At 63.4% G+C, this 16,623-nt stretch carries 14 protein-coding genes and 1 rRNA gene; 7 read left to right on the plus strand and 8 right to left on the minus strand.

Annotated features, from left to right (window positions below):
- The 4 genes from rrf to KUW00_RS12995 all read left to right on the plus strand — a co-directional run.
- A 5S ribosomal RNA gene (gene rrf, locus KUW00_RS12980) occupies positions 1-110 on the plus strand; the annotation flags it as partial.
- A 419-nt stretch (positions 111-529) separates the two neighbouring features.
- On the plus strand, positions 530-1,408 hold the full coding sequence (locus KUW00_RS12985; protein WP_222569247.1) for an MBL fold metallo-hydrolase: 879 nt from the start codon (positions 530-532) through the stop codon (positions 1,406-1,408).
- Between the two features lie 152 nt (positions 1,409-1,560).
- Positions 1,561-2,739, plus strand: coding sequence for a trans-sulfuration enzyme family protein (locus KUW00_RS12990; protein WP_222569248.1), 1,179 nt, complete (start codon positions 1,561-1,563; stop codon positions 2,737-2,739).
- Between the two features lie 168 nt (positions 2,740-2,907).
- Entirely contained in the window at positions 2,908-3,396 is a 489-nt protein-coding gene (locus tag KUW00_RS12995) for a DUF2938 family protein (protein ID WP_222569249.1), read from the plus strand.
- On the opposite strand, the gene KUW00_RS13000 is transcribed toward KUW00_RS12995, so the two are convergent.
- On the minus strand, positions 3,383-4,435 hold the full coding sequence (locus tag KUW00_RS13000) for a c-type cytochrome (RefSeq protein ID WP_222569250.1): 1,053 nt from the start codon (positions 4,433-4,435) through the stop codon (positions 3,383-3,385). The genes KUW00_RS12995 and KUW00_RS13000 overlap by 14 nt on opposite strands.
- A gap of 641 nt (positions 4,436-5,076) precedes the next feature.
- Here KUW00_RS13000 and KUW00_RS13005 point away from each other — a divergent pair.
- A complete protein-coding gene (locus KUW00_RS13005) occupies positions 5,077-5,517 on the plus strand; it encodes a hemerythrin domain-containing protein (protein WP_108447580.1) in 441 nt (146 codons plus the stop codon).
- Positions 5,518-5,617: 100 nt separating this feature from the next.
- Here the strand turns inward: KUW00_RS13005 and KUW00_RS13010 are convergent, their stop codons facing one another.
- Positions 5,618-7,591: an acyl CoA:acetate/3-ketoacid CoA transferase gene (locus tag KUW00_RS13010; protein ID WP_222569251.1), complete on the minus strand. Its 1,974-nt coding sequence runs from the start codon at positions 7,589-7,591 to the stop codon at positions 5,618-5,620.
- 308 nt (positions 7,592-7,899) lie between these two features.
- On the opposite strand from KUW00_RS13010, the gene KUW00_RS13015 reads away from it, so the two are divergent.
- Positions 7,900-8,751 (plus strand): SDR family oxidoreductase, encoded by an 852-nt coding sequence (locus KUW00_RS13015; RefSeq protein ID WP_045993342.1) that lies wholly within the window; start codon positions 7,900-7,902, stop codon positions 8,749-8,751.
- A gap of 113 nt (positions 8,752-8,864) precedes the next feature.
- On the opposite strand, the gene cysK is transcribed toward KUW00_RS13015, so the two are convergent.
- Both cysK and KUW00_RS13025 read right to left on the minus strand, forming a co-directional pair.
- Positions 8,865-9,836, minus strand: coding sequence for a cysteine synthase A (gene cysK, locus KUW00_RS13020; RefSeq protein WP_045993341.1), 972 nt, complete (start codon positions 9,834-9,836; stop codon positions 8,865-8,867).
- 279 nt (positions 9,837-10,115) lie between these two features.
- Positions 10,116-11,063: an alpha/beta fold hydrolase gene (locus KUW00_RS13025; protein ID WP_185696413.1), complete on the minus strand. Its 948-nt coding sequence runs from the start codon at positions 11,061-11,063 to the stop codon at positions 10,116-10,118.
- 407 nt (positions 11,064-11,470) lie between these two features.
- Between KUW00_RS13025 and KUW00_RS13030 the strand changes: the two genes are divergently transcribed.
- Positions 11,471-12,406: an oxidoreductase gene (locus tag KUW00_RS13030; protein WP_222569252.1), complete on the plus strand. Its 936-nt coding sequence runs from the start codon at positions 11,471-11,473 to the stop codon at positions 12,404-12,406.
- A 126-nt stretch (positions 12,407-12,532) separates the two neighbouring features.
- Here KUW00_RS13030 and KUW00_RS13035 read toward each other — a convergent pair whose 3' ends face one another.
- The 4 genes from KUW00_RS13035 to KUW00_RS13050 all read right to left on the minus strand — a co-directional run bounded on the left by KUW00_RS13035 (position 12,533) and on the right by KUW00_RS13050 (position 16,514).
- Complete coding sequence (locus tag KUW00_RS13035) at positions 12,533-13,342, minus strand: transporter substrate-binding domain-containing protein (RefSeq protein ID WP_222569253.1); 810 nt, start codon at positions 13,340-13,342, stop codon at positions 12,533-12,535.
- A gap of 110 nt (positions 13,343-13,452) precedes the next feature.
- The gene (locus tag KUW00_RS13040) at positions 13,453-14,952 is read right to left on the minus strand and encodes a tripartite tricarboxylate transporter permease (protein WP_249743023.1); all 1,500 of its coding nucleotides are present in this window, start codon (positions 14,950-14,952) and stop codon (positions 13,453-13,455) included.
- 30 nt (positions 14,953-14,982) lie between these two features.
- On the minus strand, positions 14,983-15,516 hold the full coding sequence (locus KUW00_RS13045; protein WP_222569254.1) for a tripartite tricarboxylate transporter TctB family protein: 534 nt from the start codon (positions 15,514-15,516) through the stop codon (positions 14,983-14,985).
- Positions 15,513-16,514 carry a Bug family tripartite tricarboxylate transporter substrate binding protein gene (locus KUW00_RS13050; RefSeq protein WP_222569255.1) on the minus strand — a complete coding sequence of 334 codons (1,002 nt, stop codon included), beginning with the start codon at positions 16,512-16,514 and terminating at the stop codon, positions 15,513-15,515. Before KUW00_RS13050 ends, KUW00_RS13045 begins: the two co-directional genes overlap by 4 nt.
- Between the last annotated feature and the right edge of the window lie 109 nt (positions 16,515-16,623).

Raw genomic sequence — 16,623 nt, forward strand, 5'->3', positions numbered from 1 at the left:
GACCATAGCGAGTGGGAACCACCTGATCCCTTGCCGAACTCAGAAGTGAAACCGCTCAGCGCCGATGGTAGTGTGGGGTCTCCCCATGCGAGAGTAGGTCATCGTCAGGCATTTATTCAGAAGAAGCCCAATTCCGAGAGAAGTTGGGCTTTTTCGCTTGCATGGGGCAGACCCCGCTTTTTATATGTGGGGCCGCACTGCGTGCGGTCCGGCCGCTCGCAGGCTCGCGTCGTTCGTCTCCCCTTGCGGCGTTGCCGCAAAAGCTCGGGGTGACTCACCCCCATGCGAGAAACATTGTTATCTTGGTGGCGTCATCCGAGAGTCTTCTGGGGAAAAGAGGTGGCCTGGACTGCAGAACGATAGGCCGGCCCGTCCGTCAGGCATTTATTTAGAAGAAGCCCAATTCCGAGAGGAGTTGGGCTTCTTTCGTTTCTGCTTCCCATGCGGAATGCTGCTCTGGATGGAACAAAGGTGCTAAAGAAAGATCGAAATGGCATATTCATCGTACACAGAGCGAAGGAGGTGCCAGATGCAACGAATTCGTCATTCCGAGGGACGGCCACAGGTGACGGGGTTCTTCGATACCGCGACATCGAGCGTCCAGTACGTGGTCACGGACCCCGATACCAGACGGTGTGCCATCATCGATCCGGTGCTTGATTTCGATGCGGCCTCCGGTGCGACGTCCACCGCCAGCGCGGATGAACTGCTTGGCTACGTGAAGGAGCACGGCCTCAAAGTCGAGTGGGTGCTGGATACCCATCCCCATGCCGATCATCTGTCGGCGGCGCAGTATCTCAAGCAGCAGACGGGGGCGCCGACGGCGATTGGGCAGAAGATCACCGAGGTACAGGCGCTGTGGAAGGATATCTATCATTGGCCGGAGTTGGCCTGCGACGGTAGTCAGTGGGACAGGCTGTGGGCCGAGGGGGATCGCTTCTCCATCGGTAGTCTCGAGGTCGAGGTGATGTTCTCTCCCGGGCATACCCTGGCGTCGGTGACCTACCGCGTCGGTGATGCTGCCTTCGTCCACGACACCCTGTTTCAGCCCGACTTCGGCACGGCCCGGGCAGACTTCCCCGGTGGCGACGCCCAGGCCTTGTGGCAGTCGATACAGGATCTGCTTGCCTTGCCGGAAGATACCCGCATATTTACCGGGCACGACTATCGCCCTGGAGGCCGGGAGCCCCGGTGGGAGAGCACGGTGGCTGAGCAGCGCCGTGACAACATCCATCTCCAGGGTCAGCACGAGGCCGGTTACATCGCCATGCGCAATGGACGCGACCAGGACTTGCCGATGCCTGCGCTGATGCTGCCATCACTCCAGGTGAATATCCTTGGAGGACGTTTGCCCAAGGCAGAGTCCAACGGTCGTCGCTACCTCAAGATCCCACTCAACGCCTTTTAAGCGCGGTGACGGCTGCTGAGAACGGCCTCCGAGAGCGGAGTCCATGAATATCCCTGCGGCGGGCGCTTGGGCATGCGTCTCTGGTGAAGTGTCTGCTTTCACGCTAGGTTGGTCAGACGGTGATTGGCTTGCAAGCTCACAAAGGAGGCAGCATGCCCCGTCTCGACCGCTATGGACTGGCGACGCGCACCATCCATGGCCAGCAACAGCGTGATCCCTTCGGCAGTCCCCATATGCCGATCTACGACACCACGACCTTCGCCTTCGATGATACGGCCTCTCTGCGAGAGGTCGGAGAAGGGAAGAAGCGTGGAGGATTCTATTCGCGCTATGGCATGAATCCGACGTTGTACGCCCTCGAGGACGTGTTGGCAGGACTGGAGGGCGCCGAGGCCGCCCTGAGTTTCAGTGCAGGGATGGGGGCCATCAGCGCCTTGCTGCTGGCCCACGGTAAAAAAGGGGTGGTGGGCTACGGTGAGATCTACGGTGGCACTCTGGGGCTGATGGCGAAGGGATTGCCAAGCCTCGGTTATCCCGTCGACCTGGTGTTGGACGATGAAGGCGACGCTCTCGAGCGGAGGCTACGCGAGGGCGTTGGTCTGGTCTTCGTGGAGACACCGAGCAACCCGACCCTTGCCATCACCGATATTGAAAAGCTGGCGAGGCAGGCGCACACCCATGGCGCACTGGTGGTGGTGGACAATACCTTTGCTACGCCGGTCAATCAGTTGCCGCTGCCACTCGGCGCGGATCTGGTAGTGCACAGTGCCACCAAGTATCTGGGAGGGCACAGTGATCTCACCGCGGGGGCGGTGATGGGCTCTCGGGCGTTGCTGGAGTCTATCGATTGGTGGCGTCAGTCGCTGGGCAGCGCACCATCGCCGCAGACAGCGTCAATGTTGTCGCGAAGCCTCAAGACCCTGTCGGTTCGAGTGGCGCAGCACAACCGTTCGGCCCAGACGATCGCCGAAACGCTGCAATCGCATGCGGCGGTACGTCGTGTCCACTATCCTGGCCTGGCGAGTCACCCCGGGCACGAGGTGGCCAGGCGGCAGATGCGTGGGTTCGGTGGCATGCTGACGCTCGAACTGGAGGCGGACCTTTCGTTGACGGAGAAGATCGCGGAATCGCTTCGCTGGTTTGCCTTGGCACCAAGCCTGGGTGGCGCCGAAAGTCTGGTGACTCAGCCCCGCACGACCACCCACGTGGACTTGAGCGACGAGGAACGCCAGCGCAGAGGTATTACGGACAGCATGTTGAGATTGTCGATAGGGCTCGAGGACGTGGAAGACCTGCTCGAGGATCTCGATCAGGCGCTGAGGCTTGCTTGAAGCAGCATGAAGAAGGTGGGGCAGGTCGACGCTATCTCGGCAGGGCGATCGTCTTGCCTGTATTTTTCAGCTTGGCCTGCGCGCGTCGGTGGTGACGCCGATCGTGTGACGGGCGCTTATGCCTTCGGCTCCAGGGCGATTGATGGAGTCCAGTGTCAGGAGAAAGGGATGTTCGATACGCTTGGTCTTGCCCTGGTGATCGGTGTCGGCGGGACGGCGCTGCTTGATCTGTGGAATTGGCTGTTGAACAAGTCGATAGGGCAACCACTGCCACCCTGGCATCTGGTCGGCCGCTGGTTTTCGGGCTTGCCCAAGGGGAGACTGGTCCATCGGCAGGGGATCGCTTCCTCGCCTGCGATCGGCGGGGAGCTCGCCATCGGCTGGATCATGCACTACGTCGTGGGCGTGAGCTTTGCCTTGGCGCTGTTGTTGGTGTGGGGAGATGGCTGGGCGTTGGCACCGACCTTTGGCCCGGCCTTGGTAGTGGGCCTGGTGACGGTAGGCGCGGGCTGGTTCATCCTGCAGCCTGGCATGGGAGTGGGGGTTGCCTGCTCGGGCGCTCCCAACCCGAGCCTCGCCCGCATGAACAACGTGGTGGGCCATATCGTCTTTGCCCTGGGCATGTATCTGACGGCGCGTCTGATCACGGCGGGCTGAGCAGATACCTCGGGGTGAAGCGAGGTTCCAGATAGACGGTCTGGGCCGTCAGAGCAATGCTCTCGAGTGCCTTGTTCAATCGCTCCGGTGTCAGATCGGCCCCCGCTGCGGCCAGGGCTTCTCCGAGCAGGGCGCCAAGGGCGTAGCCACGCAGGGCTTCGGGCCCCTGATCGTGGAGGGCGGCCCAGCTCAGGGCGTCCTGGTGCGGTATGGCGAGGATAACCTCATGGCCGGCTTCTGCCAGGGCAGCGGCGTGTTCGCCGAGATGATCCAGACAACCGACCAGGGTTCTGGGGGTGTCCAGCAGTTCACCATTTTCCAGTTCGTCGACAATATTGTCGCTCGCGACCAGGGTCACATCGGCTGCCGCCGAGAGCGGAAGACTCATGGTCATCAGCCGAAAGCGAAATTCATCGCCATGGCGGCCGAGCAGGCCCACGCGCTGTGCGCTGGTATTGCGCACTTCCCTGACGGCGGCCACCAGGCAGGCCGTCTGCAAGCGCTCTTCCAGCCGGTCGTCGATCTCGGTCAGGGTCGTCAACACGTCAGGCCGCGTCGTCACCTCGATACGTCGACCAAAAGCGCCGCCCTGGCTATTGAAGGTAGCAATGGCCGCGCTGAAGCCGATATCCAGGTCCGAATTTCCGGAGATGCCCACCAGCACTCGTGTGGGTTCGATGCCGGTGTCCGTCGCCGCCGAGAGCTGTTGCAGGTGGTCGATCAGCGAGTCCAGAACGTCGTCGTCCAGTGCATAACGTGGCATCTGCGCAGACAGTCGGCGTTGATCGGGAGCGATGCCCTGACTCAGTGCCTTCAGCAGACTCGTTCGATCATAGCCAGGCTGGTGGTCTTCGCTGGTCAATGCCGTCCAATGGACAGCAGGTGCAGTGCCATCGATCCCCAGGCCATCGACACCGTGGCAGCTTGCACAGGAGGTATGAGTCGACTCGCCGTGGGTTCCCTGCTGGTAGAGGGTCTGTCCTGACGTCAGAGGAGGGGAGTCGGCGGCTCGGGCAGAAAGCACGATGCATGAGGCCATGACGGCAAGTCGAATGCTGGCTCTCAAGGCAGGGTGCCCTCCCGCTATTGCGTGTCCATGTACAGTAACGCAGCTTCCGAGTGACTGGGCAAGCTACCATCGTCCCCTCCCCCCGCTCCTTGCTGCCCACACACTGTAGCCGGGATTGCCGACTCAGGGCGGCTGACCTCAGAGTTTGTGGTCAGTCGACACAGCCTCTGTCGGATGCTAACCGCCAACCTGTCGGTGCGACTCGAGGTGTTCCCGAAGCCGCACGATTTGGCACGTACCGAGCAAGAATCTGCCAATTGGGTCCGCCCGAAAATGACGTTCGTCCCAGTGCTGGCGGTCGCTACCTGGCGTCTCCTGGACGAGTCCGACTGGCTAGCGTCCTCAAGCGTTCGCAAAGCGCTCTCGCGGGTTCACTGAGCAAGCTTTCTTCCCGTAGCCGTCTGGCCTGGGAGTAAAGCCCAGCAGGAGTGGAGCAGAATTGGGCAAAAGACTCGGTAGACTTAGGCGATCGTCGGCTTCGGGTTGCGGATCTTGAACAATAAAACCATCCTCGTACAAGTTTGGTATATGGAAGAGCCGTGACATCGCCATGGAACAGACGCCGTCGACGGCGCGATCCTGGCTTCGCTTCGACAAGGAGGAAGAGATCCGTGACCATCTTTGAAGCCCTGCGTGAGAGCCACGACAAGCAGCGCCGCCTGCTGGAACTGCTGGTGGAGACCGAAGGCGACAGTGACGGGCGCGATGAGCTGTTCAAGCGCGTCAAGGAGGAGCTCGAGAACCACGCTGGCGCAGAAGAGCGGGCCCTGTACATGCCGATGATGGAGCATGACATGACCCAGGAGAAGGCGCGGCACAGCGTGGCCGAGCACCACGAGATCGATGAGCTGATCGAGGCGCTCGAGACGACCGACTACAGTTCACCGGGCTGGCTTGCCAGCGCCAAGAAGCTGCAGCATCTGGTCACTCATCACCTCGACGAGGAAGAGCAGGAGGTGTTTCAGCTCGCCGGACGCGCCTTTGACGATGCCACCAAGGCCAACCTCGCTGAAGAGTATCTGCAAGACATGCAGGATCGGGAAGCCGGCTGAAGGCAGACGTTTTTCAAGCCGCTTGCACAAAAGGCGCTGGAGGGAACTCCAGCGCCTTTTTCATGGAGAGCCATCAGACAGCCATATGGTCGCAGAATGGTCAGCTGTCTTGCTGCTCGTCGAGCAGGTGGCTCAGGGCGTCCTTGCGGTTTTCGTAGATGTGCGGTGCATCGGCACGGCGCTCCAGCGCGTCGCCGAGCTTGAGGCGCAGGAAGGCACTGGTGGTGTAGCGAGTGACGCGCTCGTAGAAGCGCTCGGACAATCCGCAGATCATTTCGGTGTAGCGCTCGACCAGGTGCGGCGCGATGGTGAAGTTGTCGTAGTTGACGATGGCATAGACGGGACGGCCCAGGGGCTCAAGCAGGCGTTCTACCTCCCTCTCGATGGTGGCGATGGTGTCATCGTCGTTGACCGCCAGTCCCTCGAAGTTGATGAAGAACTGGTGGGTGTCGAGATCGACGCTCAAGCGCTCGGCGATCGGGCGCTCCAGCAGGGTCTCGAGCAGGTCCATGGAGGCGCTGTCGAACAGGCGGGGATCCATGGTGGCAAGGGGCTCGTCGATGTGTGGCCGAAAGTCCATCAGCGCCAGGATGTCGCGCTCCAGTTCCACCCCCGGGGCGATCTCGATCAGCGTCAGCCCTTGCGCACGCAGTTCGAACACGCAGCGCTCGGTGACGTAGAGCACCGGCTGGCCGCGCTTCGCCGCCAGGGGGCCGCTGAAGGTGCGGTGCTCTACGCGCTCGACAAACTTGCGCTGGCTGCCGTCGGCGTCGATCTTCAGTCTTCCAGAGTCGATGGACAGCTGGGCACCGGCGGTGAAGGTGCCGACGAACACCAGCCGTTTGGCGTTCTGACTGATGTTGATAAAGCCGCCGGCGCCGGCAAGCCTGGGGCCGAAACGGCTGACGTTGACGCTGCCCTCCTGGTCGACCTGGGCGAGACCGAGAAAGGCGATGTCCAGGCCGCCGCCATCGTAGAAGTCGAACTGGCTTGGCTGGTCGATGATCGCCTGGGTATTGATGGCGGCGCCGAAGTCGAGCCCGCCCGCCGGCAGACCGCCGATGACGCCGGGCTCGGCGGTCAGCGTCAGGTACTCCAGTAGCCCTTCCTCATTGGCCACGTTGGCGATGCCCTCGGGCATGCCGATGCCCAGATTGACGATGCTGTTGGGCCGAAGCTCGAAGGCGGCGCGGCGAGCGATGACCTTGCGCTCGGTCAGCGAGAGGCTGGCGATGTCATTCATCGGCGCCTTCAGTTCGCCGGCGAAGGCACGACTGAACTGGGTGGCGAAGGTCTGCCAGTGATGCTCGGGCTGTGCCAGCACCACGGCGTCGACCAGCACGCCGGGGATCTTCACGTCCTTGGCCTTGAGGGTGCCTCGTTCGGCCAGACTCTCGACCTGGACGATGACGATGCCTCCGGAGTTGTGCACCGCCATGGCAATGGCCTGCATCTCCAGAAATAGCGCCTCACGCTCCATCGTCACGTTGCCGTCGGCGTCGGCGGTGGTCCCGCGTAATAGCGCGACCTGAATCGGCTGAGCCTGGTAGAACAGGTACTCCTCGCCATCGATGGGCATCAGCCGCACGCGATCCTCGGTGGTGCGCTCGTTGATCTTGCCGCCCCCCTGACGTGGGTCGACAAAGGTATCGAGCCCCACCTTGGTCAGGGTGCCCGGCTTGCCGGCGGCGGTGTCGCGAAATAGATGGGAGATCACGCCCTGTGGCAGGTTGTAGGCCTCGATCTGGTTGTCGATGGCCAGCTTCTGCAAGCGGGGTACCAGCCCCCAGTGGCCTCCGATGACGCGCTTTAGTAGTCCAGGGTGACCGAAGTGATCGACGCCACGGCCCTTGCCGTCGCCCTGGCCGGCGGCGTAGATCAGCGTCAGATCACGAGGATGGCCGGACTCCACGAAGCGTTGCTCCAGCGCTACCGCCAGTGCCTCGGGAAAGGCCACCCCGACGAAGCCGCCGGTGGCAAGGCTGTCGCCGTCACGGATCAGCTGTACCGACTCCTCGGCACTGACCACCTTGTTGCGTTGGCGACTGACGCTGGGAGGAGTGCGATGGGGCATGGGTGTTCCTTTTCAAGCCATGGGGATAGGGGGCACGTCGGCACGAAGCGCCTATGGACCAGTGTGAGCGACATGAAGGCGGCGAGAGGTCGAGATGCTTGACGGTGCAAAGGAGAGAGTCGTTGCTTGGCCCTTGAAGTCAGTCGCTGACTATCCCAATCTGTACAAAAGTGGTACACAACCTTCACATCACGTGCAGAGAATGGCTTCTGCCGTAGATGCCAGTTGCGTACCGCCGGCCCCCAGGGATGCCCGTGGTGGCGGGGGCCATGACGTTCGCCATGTCGATGAGCCGAAGGAGTGGATCCATGTCTACACAGCAACCCCCTCAGCAACAGCATCGTCAGCCCGGCAGCGAGTCGGCCATGCAGCCCGAGCCGGAGGTGATCCGTGACAGCTACCGTGGCAGCGGCAAGCTGGACGGCAAGGTGGCGCTGATCAGCGGCGGCGACAGCGGTATCGGTCGCTCCGTGGCGGTGCACTATGCCCGTGAGGGCGCGCACTGCGCCATCGTGCATCTGGAAGAAGATCAGGACGCCGAGACCACCCGCCAGATGGTCGAGAAGGAAGGCGGTGAGTGCCTGGTGCTCAAGGGGGACGTCGGTGATGCCGACTTCTGTCGTCAGGCCGTGGCCAGCACCATCGAGCGCTTTGGACGGCTCAATATCCTGGTCAACAACGCCGCCGAACAGTATGACTGGTCCGATATTACCGAGGTGGATGATGCGCAGCTGGAGCGGACCTTCCGCACCAATGTCTACAGCCACTTCTATCTGTCCAAGGCGGCGGTGCCCCACCTCGACGCCGGCGATACCATCATCGCTACCTCCTCGATCAATGCCTTCAAGGGCAATGACACCCTGCTCGACTACACCGCGACCAAGGGGGCGGTGCAGGCACTGGTACGTTCGCTGGCGGCGACCCTGATGGATCGCGAGATTCGCGTCAACGCAGTGGCGCCGGGGCCGGTATGGACGCCGTTGATCCCGGCGAGCTTCGACGAACAAAAGGTCGCCGAGTTCGGTGGTCAGGTGCCGATGAATCGGGCAGGCCAACCCAGCGAGATGGGGCCCGCCTATGTCTATCTGGCCAGCGAAGAGTCGTCCTACATGAGTGGCCAGACGCTGCACCTCAACGGTGGCGTGGTGCTCAATACCTGAGATGCCGCAGGAGGCTGCGCGACTCGCCTCTCCAGCGGCAGCGATGAAAGGCGGGATCGAAATGACAGGCGAGCCGGCACGGGCCGGCTCGCCTGTTGACCGTCTGGGCGACGTTACTGGTTTAGTTCCTGCTCGGTGAACAGGTCAGCGAACAGCGCCGAGCTCAAATAGCGCTCAGCGCTGTCTGGCAGTACCACCACGATATTCTTGCCGGCGAACTCAGGCAGCTTGCTGACACGCACCGCAGCCTCGACCGCTGCCCCGCAGGAAATGCCGCAGAGGATGCCTTCCTCACGCATCAGTCGATGGGCCATGGCCATGGCGTCCTCGTTGGTGACCGTCTCGACGCGATCGACCAGATCCATGTCCAGATTGTCCGGCACGAAGCCGGCACCGATGCCCTGGATCTTGTGGGGAGCGGGCTTGAGTTCCTTGCCTTCCCTGGCCTGGGTCAGGATGGGGGAGTCGGTGGGCTCCACCGCCACGGTGGTGATCGCCTTGCCCTGGGTCTTCTTGATGTAGCGCGAGACCCCGGTCAGGGTGCCCCCGGTGCCGACGCCGGCTACGAAGACATCGACCTCGCCGTCGGTATCGTTCCAGATCTCGGGGCCGGTGGTGGTCTCGTGGATGCGCGGGTTGGCCGGGTTGGAGAACTGCTGGGGCAGGAAGTAGGTCGACGGATCGGACTTGGCCATCTCTTCGGCCTTGGCGATGGCGCCGGGCATGCCCTTGGCCGGTTCGGTCAGCACCAGTTCGGCGCCCAGGGCCTTCAGTACCTTGCGCCGCTCCAGGCTCATGGAGGCCGGCATGGTCAGGGTCAGCGGGTAGCCCTTGGCGGCGGCAACGAAGGCCAGGGCGATGCCGGTATTGCCGCTGGTGGGCTCGATGATGGTCATGCCCGGCTTGAGCACGCCGCGTTCCTCGGCATCCCAGATCATCGCCGCACCGATCCGGCACTTGACGCTGTAGGCCGGATTGCGCCCCTCGATCTTGGCCCAGATCGTGGCGCCTTCATTGACCCGGTTCAGCCGCACCAGCGGGGTGTTGCCGATTGCCTGGGCATTGTCGTCGTGGATGCGAGCCATGTCTGACCTCCGTTGCAGGGCCCCAGGTAGCCAGTACAGGCGAGTCGACCAGGGGCAGATGATGGATGCGAAAGAAATCTATCGAGCGTCCACTATGCCTCAGGTTGGCGCCCGCCACGAGAGAGCGAGGGCTCGCTTACCGCCAGGGGAATTAAAGCGGCTGGCGAAACAGCACGCGCCCGCATCAAGCGGGCGCGTGATCGGCATGGTGAACGCCGTCGCCGTTCAGGACCCAAGGTCGGGTCTTCCGGCGAGCAGCGCTGACAAGGGCGGAACCTCCTACTGCTGGTCCCACGCAACGAAGGCGTCGACCACCTCCTGTGGGCGCTCCAGCGGATAGAAGTGGCTGGCGTCCAGATATTCCCAGGTGGCGTGGGGCATGATGCGGGCCAGCGCCACGCCGGAGACGTAGGGCGGCTGGAAGGGGTCATGCACGCCCCACAGCAGCATCGCAGGCTTGTTCCACATCACCATCTGAGGTGAGGCCTCAAGGGTGAGGCGGTTATCCATGGCCTTGAGGTACTCGATGAAATGGTTGCGGGTCGACTCGTTCTCGGCATAGTTGCCGTAGAGGTCCTCGAGGATCTCGTCGGTCAGGGTCTCCTCCGGCTGCATGAGACCTGCCGAGGCGAAGTTCTTGACGATCTCGCGGACGTTGTCGGCACTGAAGATCTGGCTGGCCTCGGCGGACTTGGCCTTGGCGATGGCGGCGTTGGCCTCAGGGACCGGCCACATGTCGAGCACGGCGGAGTTGCCGATCACGATCTTGCGGACCTGGTTCTGCTCCTTGAGCTCGGGATCGGTCACCATGATCTGGGCGATGCCGCCTCCCAGGTCGTGGCCGAACAGGATGTAGGGGCCGGGCATGACCTGATTGGCGAAGTCGGTCATGATTTCGGCCTGGCCCTTGAGCGAGTGGTCGGCATCCATGGGGCCGTCGGTGTAGCTGAGCCCGAGTTGGCCGGGCGCGAAGACGTGATAGCCCTGTTCCGCCAGCAGCGGGCCCACCCGGGAGAACAGCACGCTGTTGAGCGGAATGCCATGGATCAGCATGACCGCCGGGTCACCAGGCTCACCCCACTCGCGATAGGCGACGCGAAAGTCTCCTACATCAGCAAACTGGCGGCCTGGCATCTCGTCGGCAAAGGCCGCAAGTGGTGTGACGGCAAGCGGCGGGATGGCAAGGGCGAGCGACAGGGCAAGGGCGTTGATCGTGCGGATGGGCATGGCGGCTCCTGGGATGGTTATCGATAGCGCTGGCGCCGATGAGCACGGTCGTGATGGCGGTGGTGCAGGCACGAGTGTCAACGGCGGTGCTGACATGGGAGACGGTGGCCGGCCGAGGGCCGAGGCCAGTCGCTTCAAAGGCACTTCATACTCTAGATCAGCGTTACCCGATAAGAAGCCCCCCTGGATTGTCCAAGCATGTTTGAGCATAACGTGATGAAAGCTCGAGTCTGTGCCTTCTCTCCGAGGCCTGTGCCTCTTCACCATGGTCGGGGCTAAAAGAGCACAAGATCGAGCACCTACCTCGAAAGGTGAGTGCCATCTTCGAATTCAAACGCGCTAGCGTGGTAACCGAATCCATGAAATAGGGAGCTTGGCCGTTGAACCATCAAGGGACTGAAAGGTGCGTGCTGGTGACAGGGGCGTCGTCAGGGATCGGCGAGGCGATCGTCACCGCGCTGCTCGAGCAGGGGTTTATCGTCTATGCAGGCGCGCGTAGGGTCGAGCGCATGAGCCACCTGGCTGATAAGGGCGCCCGGGTGCTGGCGCTGGATATCACCGACGCCGACAGCATTGCCGCGGTGCTGACACGTATCGAGCGCGACGGCGTCGAGCTCGATGGGTTGGTCAACAACGCCGGCTACGGCAGCTATGGCGTGCTGGAGGAAGTCCCGATCGAGGAGGCCAGGCGTCAGTTCGAGGTCAACGTGTTCGGGCTGATGGCGTTGACCCGGGAGGTCTTGCCCGGCATGCGACGTCGACGGCGCGGTCGCATCGTCAATATCGGCTCCATGGCCGGACGTATCTGGTTTCCGGTGGGTGGCTGGTACCACGCCACCAAGTACGCGTTGGAAGCGCTGAGTGATGCCCTTAGGGTCGAGACGCGCCCCTTTGGCCTGTCCGTCAGCCTGATCCAGCCCGGGGTGATTCGCAGCGAATGGGCGGCGATTGCCCGCAAGCCCTTGTGCGAGAACCCTCCCGAGGCGCCCTATGCGCGGATCAAGCGCGGCATGGCCGAGATCCTCGCCGATCACTCCCGGGCCGGCACCCCCGAGATGATCGCCGAGGCGGTGGTCCATGCCCTGACCGCCAGTCGCCCGCGTCGACGCTACGCGCGGCCTCGGGACGCCAGGATATTGATCTTCCTGCACTGGCTTTTACCCACCTGGGCGTGGGAGAGAGGCGTCAGGTGGTTGCTGGCGCAGTACGCCCGCAAAGCGAGTGATAACGGCGGCGGTGCTAGTGTCGACGGAGACGAGGCCGGCCCTGACAGCGGCCCGGAAAACAGCAACGAAAGCGGTAATAAAAGCGACGGCGAAAAGCGAGGTGAGGCGGAAAGCTGAGCCGACGCCGGTCAGAACAACGTGGGAAGCATCAAGGAAAGCATCGAGGGAAGCTACAAGGGAAACCACGAAGGAAACGACAAGGGCCCGCCATGCTCAGGCGGGCCCTTGTGATTGCCATGCCGGTTACAGGCGGCTGGCGGGGCGCAGATCGTAGTCGAAGTACTGCTCCATCAGGCGCTGGAAGGTGCCGTCGGCGTAGACCTCGTTTAGAGCCTGGTTGAAGGTCTCTGCCAGGGCTTCGTCGCGGGGGCGCACGGCGATGGCGTTGCCGCGCCCGAAGATCGATTCAGGCGAATTGATACGCTCGCCGACCTGGGTGAAGTCGCCGTCCTCGGCCTTGATATCCAGCGCCTCGATGGCCACCGGGTAGTTGATGAAGGCCAGGTCCAGGCGACCGCTTTCCATGTCGAGGGCGACCTCGTCGGCGGTGGCGTAGCGGCGGATATCGAGGGTGTCGCGATAGCGCCCGGTGATGTAGGTGTCCTGGGTGGTACCGCGCTGGACGCCGACGGTCATGCCCTCGAGGCTTGCCAGGTCTTCCGGGTCGACGGCCTCGCCGCGACGGGCCACCCAGACCTTGGGCGACATGGCGTAGGGCTCGCTGAAGCGAACCTGGCGTTCACGGGCTTCGGTGATGCGCATCGACGACAGGATGGCGTCGTACTTGCGTGCCAGCAGGCCGGGGATGATGCCGTCCCAGCCCTGGACGATCCACTCGCAGTCCAGTTCGGCGCGTTTGCACAACTCGTTACCCAGATCGATCTCGAAGCCCGCGAGTTCGCCGTTGGCGTCGCGGTATTCGAAAGGTGGATAAGGCACGTCGACGGCGATACGCACCTGGCGAGCCTCGTCGGCGAAGGCGGCGGGCATCGTCAGCATCGTCGCGCAGGCGATGGCCAGGGGGGACAGCAGACGCTGGGAGATTGAGCGCATGGGGAACCTTATCGTCAGGGAAGAAGGGGGAGGGGTTATCGTTATGGTGACCGTCGACGGGGCCACCAGGGCCCCGTCGATGGTCTGTCGGGTGATTGGCACCCAGGCCGTCAGGCCGCCTGCAGGCGCTTGGCGCGACGGTGGTGGCGTACCGCCAGCACGATCGACAGTGCCGCCAGCAACAGCAGGCCAAGCGAGATCGGACGGGTGAAGAACAGCATCCAGTTCTCGTCGGACATCAGCGCGCGGCGCAGGTTGGTCTCGGCGATGGGGCCGAGAATCACGCCCAGTACCAGCGGTGCCAGCGGGTAGTCCAGCTTGCTGAGCACATAGCCGAAGACGCCGACGCCGAGCAGCAGGTAGACGTCGGTGACCCGGTTGTTCAGCGCGAAGGCGCCGATCACGCAGCACACCAGGACCACCGGCACGATGATCGACTTGGGCACCTCGGTGACGCGCAGAAACCAGCGCATGCTGAACAGACACACCACCAGTACCATCAGCGCGGCCACCAGCATCGCCATGAACATGCCATAGACCAGATCTCCGTGATCCATGATCAGGCGCGGCCCCACGCCGATGCCGTGGACCATCAGCGAGGCCATCAGCACCGCGTCCACTGCACTGCCGGGGATGCCGAGGGCGATCATCGGAATCAGGCCGCCACCGGAGGTGGCCGAGTTGCCGGACTCCGAGGCGATCACCCCTTCCGGCGTCCCGGTGCCGAAGGCCTCCGGGGTCTTCGAGGCGCGCTTGGCCTGGTCATAGGCCAGCAGGTTGGCAATGCTGCCGCCGGCGCCGGGCACGGCACCGATGAACACCCCGACCAGGGAAGAGCGCACCAGGTTGACCGGATAGCTTAAGGTTTCCTTCAGCGCCGCCATGGGGTTGAAGTTGACGTCGTCGGGCATCAGCGCCTTGCCGTGCTTGACGCCCTCGGCGTCTTCCACCTCGGACAGCAGCTGGCTGACGGCGAAGATACCGATCAGCACCACCAGAAAGGGGAAACCGTTGGCGAGCAGGTCCGAGTCGAAGGTGAAACGGGCCACCCCCATCATCGGGTCGGAGCCGACGGTGGCAATGAACAGTCCCAGCAGGCCGGTCATCAGGCCCTTGAGCATGGACTTGCCGACCAGGCTTGCGACCACCGTCATGGCGAAGATGATCAGCGAGAAGTACTCCCAGGCGCCCAGCTTGACGGCGATCAGCGCCAGCGGCGGGGCGGCGATGATCAGCACCACCACGCTGACCAGCGCGCCGAAGAAGGAGGCCCAGATACCCAGCGCCAGGGCGCGGCCAGGCTCGCCCTTGCGCGCCATCGGGAAGGCGTCGAAGGTGGTCGCCACCGACGACGGCGTGCCGGGGATGCCGAGCAGCGCGGCGGAGATCAGGCCGCCGGTATAACCGCCGACATAGACCGCCAGCATGGTGGCCACGCCCTGCAGCGGGTCCATGGTGAAGGTCAGCGGCAGGGTCAGCACGATGGCCATGGTGATGGTGAAGCCAGGAATCGCCGAGGCGATGACGCCGGCGATGACACCCAGCAGCATGGCGATCATGGTCGAGAGCGTAAACAGTTGGTCCATGCCGGACAGCAGCGCATCCATCATGAGCAATTTCCTCGAGGAGTCGTTGCCGCCTCAGCCGAACAGGCCGCGGGGCAGGCTGATGACGAAGACGTCGCGGAACAGGGTGTCGACCCCGAGCGAGAACACCAGGGCGACCACCACAGCGATGGCCAGGGCCTTGAGCGAGCGCGCGCCCAGAAGCCATTGACCCGCCAGCAGGAAGGCCAGCGAGGCCAGGCTGAAACCCAGCCAGGGCAGGGCGATGATGTACACCGCAAACAGCGCCAGCACAGCGAAGGCCAGCCGGTGACGCCAGATCCAGGCGCCGACCTGGCCTCGCTCACCGGCGCTCTGGCGCAGGAAGGCACGCGCCTCCTTGAAGGCGATGGCCAGGTTCAATGCCACCAGCGCCGCCAGCACCAGCCGCGGGAAGCTGCCCGAACCCAGTGGTTCCCACATCGACGATGGCAGCGCCTGGGCCATGACAAAGAGCGCGGTGAACAGCGCCGCCAGGGCGATGTTCAACAGCACATGGGCCAGGGGACCACCCCGGCCCGGGGCGTGCCGCTCCCCGGAGGGGGAGCGGTCGGTGGTGCTCTGGCTCATCGTGCAAGCTTCCCTGACAGACGCTCGATGGTGGCGTTGCTGGTCTCGAGGTACTCGGCGAACGCCTCGGGGCCTTCGAACACCACACTGGCGCCGGCGTTGTGTACCGCCTGGGCGAAGGCCTCGTCCTGGCTCATGGCCTCGAAGGCCTCGGCCAGGGTGTCGATGCGTTCTTCCGGGGTGCCCTTGGGTGCCAGAATGCCGCGAATGATGTTCAGCTTGAGCTCAGGATGGCCGAGCTCGGTGAAGGTCGGTACGTCCGGCGCTTCGGGCTGGCGCTCCTCGCTGCCCACCGCCAGGAATCGCAGGTCACCGTTCTTGACGAACTCGCCGCTTGAGGAGATGTCGCCGATGGCGGCGTCGATGTGGCCGCCGACCAGGGCGCGGATGCGCGAACCTGTGCCCTCGAAGCCGACGTAGCGGAATTGCAGGTCTTCGGCTTCTTCCATCATGGCGGCGTGGATATGCGGCACGCCGCCCAGGGTCACGCCGAAGCGGACCTCTCCCGGATTGGCCTTGGCGTACTCGACGAACTCCTCGAAGGTGGTGTACGGCGCGCCGGCAGGAACCGTCAGGTACTGGGGCGACTGGGTGACGCCGGCCACCGGTTCGAAGTCATCGTAGTTGAGCGGAGTCAGGCCGGTGTGATGGGCCACCATCAGGCCTTCGTGGACCTGACCGATGGTGTAGCCGTCGGCGTCACGCCGGGACAGTTCCTTGAGGCCAGTGGTGCCGCTGACCCCGGGCATGTTGATCACCGGGATAGGCTGACCAAGCTGGGATTCGGCGTGGTTGGCGACCAGGCGCATCAGGGTGTCGCTGCCGCCACCCGGCGACCAGGGCACGATGAATTCCACCGGCTTGTCAGGGTAGGCGTCCTGGGCCACGGCCACACTGGCGGCGGTCAGGGCGGAGGCAGAGACCATCAGGGCCAGCGCGGTCCGGGTGCAAGAGCGGCGGGAAAGAGCGGTCTTTGACGGGGTATGGTGCAGGGTCATGGGATTGTCCTGTGCGTCGAGGGCTTTTGTCTGTGATTGTTGGGATGGATGGTCGGGTTGATTGTTATGGGTGGATCGAAGGTCACGCGTAGTTGTTGTGGATGGATCG

Origin of the sequence: Halomonas sp. DP5N14-9 (genome assembly GCF_019802175.1) — a bacterium.
In the GTDB taxonomy this organism is placed as follows: Bacteria; Pseudomonadota; Gammaproteobacteria; order Pseudomonadales; family Halomonadaceae; genus Halomonas; species Halomonas litopenaei.